12 protein-coding genes are annotated in these 12837 nt (G+C 60.7%); 2 read left to right on the top strand and 10 right to left on the bottom strand.

Annotation, left to right across the window (positions count from 1 at the left end; genetic code table 11):
* Positions 1-36: 36 nt before the first annotated feature.
* Positions 37-1659 (bottom strand): MFS transporter, encoded by a 1623-nt coding sequence (locus ACQ4OB_RS07995; protein ID WP_074875956.1) that lies wholly within the window; start codon positions 1657-1659, stop codon positions 37-39.
* A 133-nt stretch (positions 1660-1792) separates the two neighbouring features.
* Positions 1793-3463, bottom strand: coding sequence for a GMC family oxidoreductase (locus tag ACQ4OB_RS07990; protein ID WP_430955443.1), 1671 nt, complete (start codon positions 3461-3463; stop codon positions 1793-1795).
* Between the two features lie 121 nt (positions 3464-3584).
* Here ACQ4OB_RS07990 and ACQ4OB_RS07985 point away from each other — a divergent pair, with 121 nt between their 5' ends.
* Positions 3585-4481, top strand: a complete 897-nt coding sequence (locus tag ACQ4OB_RS07985; RefSeq protein ID WP_102616533.1) for a LysR family transcriptional regulator — start codon at positions 3585-3587, stop codon at positions 4479-4481.
* A 92-nt stretch (positions 4482-4573) separates the two neighbouring features.
* On the opposite strand, the gene ACQ4OB_RS07980 is transcribed toward ACQ4OB_RS07985, so the two are convergent.
* From ACQ4OB_RS07980 to ACQ4OB_RS07950, 7 genes are read right to left on the bottom strand one after another with little or no spacing between them, the layout of a single operon-like run.
* The gene (locus ACQ4OB_RS07980; RefSeq protein WP_430955442.1) at positions 4574-5959 is read right to left on the bottom strand and encodes an ATP-binding protein; all 1386 of its coding nucleotides are present in this window, start codon (positions 5957-5959) and stop codon (positions 4574-4576) included.
* Entirely contained in the window at positions 5956-6618 is a 663-nt protein-coding gene (locus ACQ4OB_RS07975) for a response regulator (RefSeq protein WP_074875964.1), read from the bottom strand. The genes ACQ4OB_RS07980 and ACQ4OB_RS07975 overlap by 4 nt, the downstream gene beginning before the upstream one ends.
* Before the next feature lie 11 nt (positions 6619-6629).
* Positions 6630-7274: a tetratricopeptide repeat protein gene (locus ACQ4OB_RS07970; RefSeq protein WP_074875966.1), complete on the bottom strand. Its 645-nt coding sequence runs from the start codon at positions 7272-7274 to the stop codon at positions 6630-6632.
* The gene (locus tag ACQ4OB_RS07965) at positions 7271-8080 is read right to left on the bottom strand and encodes an SDR family oxidoreductase (protein WP_074875968.1); all 810 of its coding nucleotides are present in this window, start codon (positions 8078-8080) and stop codon (positions 7271-7273) included. Before ACQ4OB_RS07965 ends, ACQ4OB_RS07970 begins: the two co-directional genes overlap by 4 nt.
* Positions 8067-8741, bottom strand: a complete 675-nt coding sequence (locus tag ACQ4OB_RS07960; protein WP_102616536.1) for a TenA family transcriptional regulator — start codon at positions 8739-8741, stop codon at positions 8067-8069. Before ACQ4OB_RS07960 ends, ACQ4OB_RS07965 begins: the two co-directional genes overlap by 14 nt.
* Complete coding sequence (locus tag ACQ4OB_RS07955) at positions 8738-10219, bottom strand: AMP-binding protein (RefSeq protein ID WP_430955441.1); 1482 nt, start codon at positions 10217-10219, stop codon at positions 8738-8740. Before ACQ4OB_RS07955 ends, ACQ4OB_RS07960 begins: the two co-directional genes overlap by 4 nt.
* Positions 10209-10886, bottom strand: coding sequence for a thermostable hemolysin (locus ACQ4OB_RS07950; protein WP_430955440.1), 678 nt, complete (start codon positions 10884-10886; stop codon positions 10209-10211). Before ACQ4OB_RS07950 ends, ACQ4OB_RS07955 begins: the two co-directional genes overlap by 11 nt.
* Before the next feature lie 205 nt (positions 10887-11091).
* Here ACQ4OB_RS07950 and ACQ4OB_RS07945 point away from each other — a divergent pair, with 205 nt between their 5' ends.
* A complete protein-coding gene (locus ACQ4OB_RS07945; RefSeq protein ID WP_430955439.1) occupies positions 11092-11664 on the top strand; it encodes a cytochrome b in 573 nt (190 codons plus the stop codon).
* Here the strand turns inward: ACQ4OB_RS07945 and ACQ4OB_RS07940 are convergent.
* Positions 11645-12754 (bottom strand): DNA alkylation repair protein, encoded by a 1110-nt coding sequence (locus tag ACQ4OB_RS07940; RefSeq protein WP_430955438.1) that lies wholly within the window; start codon positions 12752-12754, stop codon positions 11645-11647. The two genes, ACQ4OB_RS07945 and ACQ4OB_RS07940, sit on opposite strands and share 20 nt — an antisense overlap.
* Between the last annotated feature and the right edge of the window lie 83 nt (positions 12755-12837).

Genomic DNA, 12837 nt, shown 5'->3' with positions numbered 1-12837 from the left:
ACGCCCCGCATTGCGGGGCGTTTTTTTGCACTGCTGTCAGTTGGTATCCAGATCCACGTTCTTGGTCTCACGCAAGCAGATCATCCCAACGACCAGGCTCACCCCGGTTATCAACACCGGGTACCACAGCCCGTAGAAGATATCCCCGGTGTACACCACCAAGGCAAACGACACCGTTGGCAGGAAACCGCCGAACCAGCCATTACCAATGTGGTACGGCAGGGACATCGAGGTGTAGCGGATGCGGGTCGGGAACAGTTCGACCATCAGCGCTGCCAGCGGGCCGTAGCACATGGCCGAAATGATGATCAGCACCACCATCAACATCACGATCATGGACTTGTTGACCTGCTGCGTATCGGCTTGTGACGGATACCCGGCCAACGTCACGGCGCCACGCAGGGCCGCTTCATCGTAGCCTTCGAGCTTCACGTCACCGACGCTCACCTGTACGGCGCTGCCGGCCGGTAGAGCTTCGCTGTTATAGGGCAGGCCCTGTTTCACCAGGAAGGTTTTGACCTTGTCGCAAGGGCTGTCAAATTTCGCCTTGCCCACCGGGTCGAACTGGAAGGTGCAGGTGGCCGGGTCCGCCAGTACGGTGATCGGTGCCTGACGGCTGGCCTGGTCAATGGCCGGGTTGGCGTAGTGGGCGATGGATTTGAAGATCGGGAAGTACAGTGCGGTGGCCAGCAGCAGGCCGATCATCAGCACCGGTTTGCGCCCGACCTTGTCCGACAGCCAGCCGAAGAAAATGAAGAACGGTGCGCCGATGATCACACTGACGATCAGCAGGCTGTTGGCCAACGCCGGGTCCATTTTCAGGAACTGGGTGAGGAAGAACAGCACGTAGAACTGCGCTGCGTAGAAGGTCACGGCTTGTCCAGCGTTGATGCTGAACAGGGCGATCAGCACGACTTTCAGGTTTTCCCATTTGCCGAAGGAATCGCGCAGCGGCGATTTGCAGAGTTTGCCTTCCTCTTTCATTTTCACGAACGCCGGCGACTCGTGCAGGCTCATGCGAATCCAGGTCGAGATGCCCAGCAAAATGATCGAGAACAGGAACGGAATCCGCCAGCCCCAGACTTCGAACTGGTCACCGGTGAAGTAGCGGCAACCGAGCACCACCAGCAGCGACAGCAGCAAGCCGAGGGTTGCGGTGGACTGAATCCAGCTGGTGTGGAAACCGCGTTTACCCATCGGTGCGTGTTCCGCGACATAGGTCGCAGCGCCGCCGTATTCACCGCCCAGGGCCAGGCCCTGAAGCATGCGCAGCACCACGAGGATGATCGGCGCGGCAATGCCGATACTCGAATAAGTCGGCAACAGCCCGACGCAGAAGGTCGCCACGCCCATGAGAATGATGGTCGCAAGGAAGGTGTATTTACGCCCGATCATGTCCCCCAACCGGCCGAACACCAAGGCGCCGAACGGCCGCACGATGAAGCCGGCAGCGAAGGCCATCAGCGCAAAGATGAACGCCGTGGTGTCGTTGACCCCGGCAAAAAACTGTTTGCTGATCACCGCCGCGAGGGCGCCATAGAGGAAAAAGTCATACCACTCGAAGACTGTCCCGAGCGACGAGGCGAAGATGACTTTCTGGGTTTCCTTGCTGGTGCCCGCGCTACGCACGGCTTCCAGGGGCTGAACATGTTCTGACATATCGGTATCCCTCACAGTGATTGTTTTTTTTGTTCCACTGGTGTTGCGTATTCCTTGCAGGGGTCATTCCAACATCCGCGAATCTAGTGCGATCCTTGTGGGAGTGAGCCTGCTCGCGATGGCGTCGTGTCAGTCAACTCGATGTTGAATGATCCACCGCTTTCGCGAGCAGGCTCGCTCCCACAGGGGATAGGTTTACAGTCGAAGTGTTAAGGATCATTTGTGCTGCCTTTTCGGCAATCATCAGCGTAGGCGAACAGGTGTTGCCCGAGGTGATGCGCGGCATGATCGAGGCGTCGGCGATGCGCAGGCCTGGGATGCCATGGACTTTGAGTTGCGCATCAACCACGGCGTCCACGTCATTGCCCATGCGGCAGGTGCCGACCGGGTGGAAAATCGTGGTGCCGATGCGGGCGGCGGCTTCATGCAATTCTTCATCGCTCTGCAAGCTGTCGCCGGGCAAGTACTCGACCGGTTTGAACGCTTGCAAGGCCGGTGCGGCGACGATGCGGCGGGTCAGGCGAATCGCGTCTGCTGCCACCCGCAAGTCCTGCGGATGGCTCAAGTAATTGGGCTGAATCAGTGGCGCTTCCTGCGGATCGGTGGAGCGAATCTCGATGCGACCACGGCTTTGCGGGCGCAGATCGCACACCGACGCCGTGAAGGCGGGGAAGGCGTGCAATGGCTCACCGAAACGCTCCAGAGACAGCGGCTGAACGTGGTACTCGAGATTCGCCGACGTCTGCTCCGGTCCCGAACGGGCGAAGGCCCCGAGTTGGCTCGGCGCCATGGACAGCGGGCCGCTGCGGTCATACAGGTAGCGCAGGCCCATGCCCATCTTGCCCCACAGGCTGCCGGCAATTTGATTCAGAGTACGGGCGTTTTCCAGTTTGTAGATCAGGCGCAATTGCAGGTGATCTTGCAGGTTGCCACCCACGCCGGGCAGTTCATGGGCAACGCCAATCCCCAGTTTTTGCAGCAGCGAGCGAGGGCCAATCCCGGAACGTTGCAGGATGCTCGGTGAGCCGACGGCACCGGCGCACAGCACGATTTCTTTGCGCGCCTTGAAGGTTTTCGCCTGACCCTGCCAACGCGCGCTGACCGCCGATGCACGGCTGTTTTCCAGTAGCACGCGATCCACTTCGACGTTGGTCAGCACGGTGAGATTGGGGCGGTTGCGGATCGGTTTGAGAAACGCCTTGGCCGCGTTCCAGCGAATACCGGCCTTCTGATTGACCTGGAAGTAGCCGCAGCCTTCGTTGTCGCCCTGGTTGAAGTCATCGATGCTGGCGATGCCGGTTTGCTCGGCGGCGCTTTGGAAGGCATCGAGAATCGGCCACGACAGCCGCTGACGTTCGATCCGCCATTCCCCGGCTGCGCCGTGAAACTCCGAGTCGCCAGCAAAATGGTTTTCGCTTTTTTTGAACAACGGCAGCACGTCGTTCCAGCTCCAGCCGGGATTGCCCTGCGCCGCCCAGCCGTCGTAGTCGCCAGCCTGGCCGCGCATGTAGATCATGCCGTTGATCGAGGAACAACCACCGAGCACCTTGCCACGCGGGTAACTCAGGGTGCGACCTTGCAGGCCGGGTTGCGCTTCGGTCTTGAAGCACCAGTCGGTGCGCGGGTTGCCGATGCAGAACAGGTAACCCACGGGGATGTGAATCCACGCATAGTTGTCGCGGCCGCCGGCTTCGAGCAGCAGCACGCGGTTCTGCGGATCGGCCGACAACCGATTGGCCAGCAAACAACCGGCCGGGCCGGCACCGACCACGATGTAGTCGAATTCATCCAGGGAAGTCTGCATCCATGACCTCATGTTGTTGTTCTTGTTGTCGGTCATCCTAGTTGTTAGCTTTCGTCAAAAGAATGTTAGTTTTTGCGCAGCCGCTGTGCGTTTTTAAACAGCCTTACTTCAAGGACGGTTCATGTTCGACTGGAATGACCTGCGGTTTTTTCTCGAGTTGCAGCGCAGCGGGCGTTTGCTCACCGCTGCCCGGCGTTTGAACACCACCCACGCCACCGTGGCCCGGCACATCGAGGCCATCGAAAAGAGCCTCGGCACGGCGTTGTTTGTCCAGCATGCCCAGGGTTATGAGCTGACCCCTGCGGGCGAAGCGTTGCTCAAACACGCCGAAGCCATGGAAAACGTCGCCTTGCTGGCTCAGGAAGAAATCACTCAGTCGAGTGCACCGTTAGGCAAGATCCGCGTCGGCGTGACCGAAGGGTTGGGCATCATGTTCCTCGCCAGCCGCATGAACGGCTTGTTCGAACGTTATCCGGGGCTGGAAGTGGAACTGGTGGCGGTGCCGCGCTTTGTCAGCATTCTCAACCGCGAGGCCGAAATCAGCATCCACCTGGAGCGCCCGGCCGCCGACATGCTGGTCACGCGCAAGCTGACTGACTATCGGTTGGCGCTGTACGCCAGCCAGGAGTATCTGGACCGCTCGCCACCGTTGCGCAGCCGTGAAGACCTCGGTCGCCACGCCTGGATCGGCTATGTCGATGATTTGTTGTTCAGCCAGGAGCTGATGTTCCTCAACAGCTTCTGCCGCAATCCGCAGGTGGTGTTTCACAGTACCAGCGTCATCGCCCAACAACAGGCCGCGCGTTCCGGGTTGGGGATCGCCGTGCTGCCGTGCTACATGGCCAGCGCCGATCCTGGGCTGGTGCCGTTGCTGCCGGATGAGGGTATTCAGCGCAGCTACTGGATCAGCACGCGGCGTGAGCTGCACAAGTCCGTGCGGTTGCGGGTGCTGTGGGATTACGTGGTGGGGTTATGTGAGGCCGAGCAAGACTTATTACTAGGCCCAAATCCGCTGTAGAAGCGAAGCTTGCTCGCGAAGGCGTCAGGCCTGACACACCCGCCTACTCGTTCTTCGCGGGTAAGCCTCGCTACACCGATCACACGTAACACCTAGGGCATCGCGGAACACGGGCCGTCCGGAATCGACAGCGTCGCCCGCAACCCGCCCTCCGGCCGGTTGACCAGGGTGATTTGTCCGCCCAGCCGAGTCGCAATGGTGTTGACGATAGTCAGCCCCAATCCCGCCCCCTGGACGTTACCGCGACTGTAAAAACGTTCGAACAACCGGCCGCGTTCAGCTTCGTCGATGCCTGGCCCCTGATCTTCGACACTCAATGAATAGAACCCGTCAGCCTGATCGAGGCGCACGGTGATGACGCCGTGCGCGGGGGAAAAATTTGCCGCGTTGCTGATCAGGTTATTCAGGGCGATGTCGATGGCGGCGGCGTCAGCGATTACGTTCAGCGGCCGGTCAGTGACGTCGAAAGCCAGCTCAAGGTTCTTGCTCAGTAACCAGGGTGTTAGCTGAGCCAGGCTGTCGCGCACCGTTTGAGTCAGGTCGATCGAGTGCAGCACCGGCATTACGGCTGTGGGTTCAAGGCGAGCCATGGTCAGCAATTGGTTGACCAATCGGCTGGCTCGGTCCACGCCCGAAATCAGAAACGCCAAGGATTCCCGGCGCTCTTGTTCGGTGCCGGCTTCCAACAGGTTTTGCGCATGCACCCGCAGCACCGCCAAGGGCGTGCGCATTTCATGGGCGGCGTCGGCGATAAAGCGCCGCTCGCGGCCGAGCACTTCCTGAATTTGCGTGAGCATGCGATTGAGCGCCGCTTGCATCGGTTCGAGCTCGCTGGGCAGCGGGGTCAGTTGCAGCGGTTCCAGAGAGCCGCTGTGCCGTGCCCGCAACGTCGCCGCCATATCGGCCAGGGGCTTGAGGCCCCAGCCAATGGCCAGCCAGACCAACGCCACCAGAATCAGGCTGCCCAACACATTGGGCCACAGGGTATGGCGCAGGATCCTATCCACCAGGTCCGAACGCACATCGTCGCGTTCGCCCACCCAGATCCGTAAATCCGTTTGTTTGTCTTCCAGCATGAACGCGCGCCAATGGCGGTGGTTCAGATCCACCACATCGCTGAAACCGGGTTGCGACGGGGGCGCGGTGAAGGAGGGCGCGCTGGCGGTGTGCACCAGCACTTCGCCCTGACGATTCCAGACCTGAAAGGCAATCTTGCTTTCATAGGGATGGCCATCGACGCTCGGCACCGCTTCGCCCAGGGCTTTGTTGAACGCCTGATACAGCTCGGCGTGTTCCTTGCTGGCCAGCGGCATGCGCATCACACCCTGCAGCAGCCGGGCGTTCTGTGCGAGCTGGGCGTCATAGACTTCGGCAATTTCGTGGTTGCTGTCGTTCCAGTTGAACACACTGATCACCGCCAGACCGGCGAGCACCAGGCCGATGATCAGCGTCAGGGTGCGGCGTCGAATGGACGTCATCGACGCTCCTCCACCAGGTAACCGACACCGCGAATGGTACGGATCAGGTCGGTGGAGAACTTTTTGCGCAGGTGGTGGATGTGCACTTCCAGGGTGTTGCTTTCGGCTTCCTCGTTCCAGCCGTAAAGCAACTGCATCAAATGATCGCGGGTCATGACCCGGCCCGGTGGCGAGAGCAATTCGTGAAGCAGCTGATATTCCTTGGGTGTCAGCGCCACCGGTTCGCCCTGATAGCTGACTTGCTGGGTGCCAGGGTTGAGGCTGATGCCGGCGTGTTCGATCAGCATCTGCGCGCGGCCGGCACTGCGCCGCAGCAAGGCCCGCAGACGCGCCTTGAGTTCGGACAGATCAAAGGGCTTGATCAGGTAATCGTCGGCCCCGGCATCCAGCCCGGCGATACGGTCTTCGGTGGCGTCCCGCGCGGTGAGGATCAGAACCGGCAGGTTGGAGCCGCTGTCACGCAGGCGACGCAATACTTCCAGCCCGTCCATCCGCGGCAGGCCGAGGTCGAGCACTGCCAGGTCGAAGGATTCGCTGAGCAGCGAATGCAACGCGCTGCTGCCGTCCTGCAACCAGTCGACGGTATAACCTTCGCGGCCCAGGGCCTGCTGGATGCCTTCGCCCAGGGCCGTGTCATCCTCAATCAGTAATAAGCGCACACAGATTCCTGTCAGTCGATTTTCTTGTTCACGTCCGCCAGCAACGCTTCGATCTCTTTGCGCCGCCCCGCGTCGGCGGTTTCCCGGCCGGGCCTTGGGTCTGCCAGCAGGGCTTTTTGCAGTGCGCCCCGGGCTTCGCTGTAGCGTTTTTGACGGTAGAGGTGATCGCCCCAGAAGTACAGACTATCGATGCCGTTCGGGTTCAGTTGCAAGGCCTGCTTGAGCAACTGTTCGGCCTTGTCGGCGTCGCCGAAACCGATGGGCCAGCCTGGTACACGGTCGTACAGCGCGCCGAGGCTGGTGTAGGCCGAGCCTTGCAGGGCTTTTGGGTCCAGGGCCAGGGCTTTCTCCAGGTCGACTTTTGCATCCTTGACCTTGCTCAGCGCACCGAGCCCGCCCTGGGCGCCGGCCCAACTGCTGCTGACGATACCGGACCAGATCCAGGCTTCGGCTACTGATTGGCGTTCGCGAGTGAACGCCGAGGCCTGGCCGGCGAGTTTTTCGAACGCGGCGGTGCGCTGCTCGGCCGGCAGTTCGTATTGAATGTGCGCCCAGCTTTGCTGGATGCCATTGAGACGTTGTTGATCGGCGGCGTCCAGCGCCCAGGCGCTGTGGCTCAAGGCGCCCATCAGCAAGCAGGCAAAGAGTTTTTTCATGGTTTGAGGTTCTCGTTATCAGGTTTCTGACTCAGGCGACGGATCAGTGGCAACTGCTTGCGCAGGCCGCGATCCACCAGGTTTGGCAACAGGCTGTTCAGGCGTACGAAAAAGCGTTCCGGCCAGCCCAGGTACAAGTCGCGGTGGTCACCGGCAATGGCGTGCATCACCGCCGAGGCGACTGTTTGCGGGTTGTCGACACTGGATTTGAGTGCGTCATTCAAGGCCTGCGCAGCCGGGCTGTTCATGCTGGTGCGGGTGGCACGTGGCGCGACGTACAAGACGCCAACGCGGGTGTCGGCCAGTTCCCGACGCAGGGCTTCGGAGAACCCCCGCAGGGCAAACTTGGTGGCGCAATAGCTGGCGTAACCGGGGTAGCCGATGGAGCCGTAGGTCGAACCGACGTTCACCACCATCGCGCTTTCAGCTTGCTTGAGCAGCGGCAGTAATAGCTTGGTCAGGCAGATTGGCGCGCTGATGTTCACCGCCAGCATGGCGTTGATGTCGCTGTCATCGAGCTGTTCAAGCATGGCGAAGTGATTGACCCCGGCGGCATTGATCAGCAGGTTGATACCGCCGATGGCTTCGGCGGCGGCCAGCACTTTGCGGCGGTCATTGAGGAACGTCAGGTCGGCGCCGATCCAGCACAGCTGCTGCGGATAGCGTTCGAGTAACGGCGCCAACGGTTCCCGATGCCGAGCCACCGCCAATACCCGGGCGCCACTGGCACACAAGGCAGTAGTGATTGCCAACCCGATGCCGCCGCTGGCGCCGGTCAACACCACGCGAGTCTCAGACAGGTGCATGCAGGTTCTCTCCAGCGTGTGGCAAACCGCGGAACATGTCGGTGTAAAGCGTGTACACCACTTTGGAGGCATGAATCACGGCGGCCTGGTCGGCCGGATCATCGAGGGTGTTCATCAGTCGCCGATAGGTCTGCATGTGCTCGATATCCAGCGAACCATGGGAGCTGAGGTAACTGAAAGCGCTTTGCGGCAGGTCCAGGCGTTCGCGGATGCTGTCGGCGGCATGGGTGGCCAGGGCGATGCTGGTGCCTTCAAGCACATTGACCATGCCGAACAGACCGACCGGGTTGTCCCGGGCAATCAGGTCGTAGAGGAAGCTGACCATCAATTCGATCGGCAAGGACGGACGACCGTCGCGCACCGCGTCCTTGTCGCCGCCGCAGGCTTCGATGTCGTCGAGGATCCATTGTTCGTGACCGTATTCGTCCTCGATGTACTCGCCCACCGCTTTACGCAGCCATTCCAGGCGCGACGGCAAACGGGCACCGCACGCCATCATCAGCGGTACGGTGTGGCGCACGTGGTAATAGGCTTGCGCCAGGAAGGCCCGGTAACTTTCCAGGCTGACCTTGCCCTCGAGGGCGTCGCGGATGATCGGCAGATTGAACAGTTCATGGCGTTCGTGTTGCGTGGCTTCTTGCAGCGTGTCGAAAAAACTCATGTCGCAGATTCCTCTGAAAAGACAGCTTCAGTCAGTTGCTCGCGGTAACGCTCGACGATGGCGTCCCGGCGCGGACGGCCATTGGCGGTCAGCAGACCGTTGGCGGGTGTGAACGGTTGATCCAGCCGGGTCCAGTGATGGACCTGGGCGTAATCGGGCAAGGCCTCATTGGCCTCGGCCACGGCGGCGGCCAGTTCTTCGTCGGTGCAATCCGGGCGATGGGGCCAGAGCAGCGCGTGGTTGCTTGGCATCGCTTCGCCGTAGACAAAGGCCTGGGCGATATGACGACGCTGGGTCAATTCAGCCTCGACCCATTCCGGGTTCACATTGCGGCCGTAACTGGTAACGAATTGATGCTTCTTGCGCCCTTTGAGGTAGAGAAAGCCTTCGGGGTCGAACTCGCCAAGATCGCCGCTGGGCCACCATTCATCGGTGTGCGGCGCCTCGCCGAGGTAACCGAGCAAGGTCGCCCCCTTGATCAGCACTTCGCCGTCGTCGGCCAGGCGAATGTCCACGTGGGGCAGGGGCCGGCCGACACTGCCGGGGCGGCGCGCTTCTGGTCGATTGAGGCACACCACCGACGCGCACTCGGACAGTCCGTAGCCTTCGTAAACCGGTAGGCCGATCCGGTGCGCTCGGAGCAGCAATTCTTCGCTAACCCGACCGCCACCCACGGCGGCAAAACGCAACGCGTGGGGGCTGAAGGCTTTTTGCTCGGCGGCGCTGACCAGCATCAACAGCAACTGCGGCACCAGGATCAGACTCTCGGGGACACGGGTGGCCAGGCATCCGAGCAGTCGCGGCACCTCCACACCGCTGGCACCCTGAATGCCCAGGGTTTTCTGGCTGGGCAAGCTTAGCGTCGCGCCGGCATACAGCGCCGCGTAGCAACCCAGATTTTCCAGCAGGATCGCCAGCGGCAGAAGTGCGAGGTGATGCTGTGGGTGGGTGGGTTTGCTGGCCTGATCCAGTTCGCGGGCAACCCGCAGAATGCTTTCGGCGCTCAAGCACACGCCTTTGGGTGTGCCGGTGGTGCCCGAGGTGAAGGTCAGTTTTGCCGTGCCTTCGGGCATCCGGTTCGGGCCGCTGAAGGTGCACCGCCAGAATTCACCGGTTTTTTCGTAACCTGCCATTTGCAGTTCCGCTTCCAGTGCTGGCTCGGCAATCACCAGGGCGGCCTGGCTTTGCTTCAGGCAATGTTTGCGTTGAGCCGGGCTGAAAAAAGGTGGCAAGGTCAGGCAGGTCAGGCCTTCAAACAGCACGGCCAGGTCCCAGAGCATGGCTTCGACGCCATTGTCCAGGGCCAGTGCAACCACCTTGACGCTTTCATCGCGCAGACGCTGCTGGCGATACGTCACTTCTGCGTACAGCGTGGCGTAGTCCAGTTTCAGGTGATCGCCCCACAGGGCGATGGCATTGGTCTTGCGTTCGGCATGGCTGCGCAGGGCCTGTTTGAAACGCTCGGTTTCAGGCGACATGGCTGGATTCCTCGATCGACGATGGCAACCCCAGGCGATTGAACATCCCGATATTGCGCAAATGGATGAAGCCGGCGCGGATGTTGCCAACGTGCACCCAGGGCTTGCTCTCGTAGTAACTGCCCCAGCTATGGCGGTCGTCGCCCAGCCGCGCAGGATCGGCGGCGCACAGGGTTACGGGTTTCAAACCCAGACGATGAAAGCTGTTCACCAGGCCGATGTTGCCGGTGAACGCCACCCATTCCAGGCCACCCATGGCCAGCAGGTAAGTGATAGCGAGGATGCTCATTCGCGCACTGCCGGTGTCGTTGGCGGCCAGGTTGCCCACCTCGACGATACCCGTGCGGTCTACTGCACAATCGGCCGCGGCACTGATCAGCGGGTCGATCGGCTCGTCCAGGTAACGTTCCAGAAACAGTGGTTCGCTATTTGCCAGCCGCACGCCGGCCACCGCACACAGTTCACCTGACGCGTTGTTCATGCCAAACAGCTCCGGCATGAAATGACGGATGTCGGCACCGTGGGCCTTACGGAAACGTTGCTGGATAAAGGCTTCGAAGACGGGACGCAGGGGTTCGTCCGGCAGGGCTCTGGCCAAACTCATCTGCGATGTTTCGGCTTGTCCCAAATGCAGGGGCAGAGGGATGTTCCAGTTGAAATCGGGCATTGAAAGACGCCTCCCCAAGTAAGTGTGGGAGGAGTATCGGAGGCATTTCTTAACGGAGTCTGAAGGTGGCCGAAAGATCGCTCGGGCCAGTCTTCAGATTGCCTTAAGACTGGGCGGGCAGGGTGGCGCCCATCGGTTCGGCAACACAGCGCAACCGGGCTGCGCGAATGACTCGACAGCCAAAATAACGTTCACGAGGCCTGTTATGACCCGCGATGCACTCGCTCACCGGTATGGAAAACTCTCGATCACCTTGCACTGGCTGATGCTCGCGCTGTTTGTCGGCGTGTATGCCTGCATCGAAATCAAAGGGCTGTTGCCAAAGGGACACGCCTTGAAGAGCTTGTTTCTTGGGTTGCACGGCTTGTTCGGGCTGAGCATTTTTGTGTTGGTGTGGGTGCGCTTGCTCGGGCGGCTCACCCCGCGTCCGCCGATTACGCCGACGTTGCCCGTCTGGCAGACAGGCGTTTCGCACCTGATGCACCTGGCGTTGTATGGGCTGATGATCGCCACGCCTTTATTGGCCTGGCTGATGCTGTCGGCGGGTGGCAAGCCGATGCCTTATTTCGGATTTTTCCTGCCTTCGCCGGTGGCGGTCGATCCTGACCTGGCCAAGCAGTTCAAGCATTGGCACGAATTGCTCGGCAGCGCCGGTTACTGGCTGATCGGCTTTCACGCGGCGGCGGGGTTGTTTCATCACTATTGGGTCCGCGACAACACCCTGACGCGCATGCTGCCCGGTCGATCCGGCAATACGGTCAATCAACGTCAGCGCTAATCTCGAACCCGGTGCTGGCCAGGCGCTCGCCGTTCACCAGAATGTGCACGGCGTGTTGACCGGCGTAATGCCGACGGGTGGTGAGTTCCTTGATCTGCTGGCTACGGGCGATGGACTCGGTCGCTTTGCCGGGAAGGGTTAGCGCCTTGAGCTTGAACACCTTCGCCGAGGTGCTGCCGTTGGCTTTGACGTAATCGATCGCGTAGTCGATCACCAGTCGCTGACAGTCCTGCACCTTGGATTTCACGGTGAAGGACAGGGTGATTTTTTCACCCAGACGAATCACCGCCGGTTCCACCTTCACATCGATGAACTCGACCTCAGGCTTGCCGCCCGCGCCAATGATCGCCAACGCGCGTTGATTGCCTTGTTTGATCAGGCTGCGCAGGGCGTGTTTGGCGATCCATGCCGTGTGTTTGTTGTCCAGTGACCAGCCTTCGATCAGGTCCAGCACCCATTCGGGGTGATCCTTGGTGATGTCGTTGAGGTGGTTGGCCACGGATTTGCGCACGTAGAGGCTGTTGTCGGTCTTGAGGTTGTCGAGGATCGCCGCCGCCAATGTCGGGTCAGCCTGAACTTGTTCCAGTCGAAACGACCATGGCAGGCGCGGGCGGCTGCCTTCGCTGGCCAGACGGCGGACGTGTTCGTTTTCGTCCTGGGACCACTCGTGCATGACCGCCAGGGAGCGTTCGATGTCACTGCGCAGGAAATAGCGGATCGCGAATTCCGAGGAACCGAAGGTGGTGAAATATTTCAGCGCCTCCATCGACTGCTCGAAGGCCTGTCCGCCATAGGTCGCAACGTAATGCGGTAATGAAATGCTGACGAAGCCGCTGTTCAGTCGCGGGGCGAGGGCGCGCAGCACTTCCAGCGTTTCTTCATAGTTCAACGGCAAGACCGCGTGCAGGCACTCGCTGACTCGGGCCATGCGCTGCATGATGGATAATTCGGCCAGTCCGTCGTTGGCCAGTTTAAGGAAGGCCTTGGCGTTGAACGCGGGGTAGACGGCGGTCATCTCGGTGGCGATGTGCTTGAGGCGGTCGGCGTTGAATATTTCTTTCAGGGCGGGAGCGGGTTGGTCAGCGGCCATTGTGGATTCCTTATGTCGATCGTTCCCACGCTCTGCGTGGGAATGCATCCTGTGACGCTCTGCGTCACGACTTGCGAAGGGAC

Origin of the sequence: Pseudomonas sp. ES4, from assembly GCF_050586665.1 — a bacterium.
Lineage (GTDB): Bacteria > Pseudomonadota > Gammaproteobacteria > Pseudomonadales > Pseudomonadaceae > Aquipseudomonas > Aquipseudomonas frederiksbergensis.
This window is presented reverse-complemented; position numbering and strand designations above follow the sequence as displayed.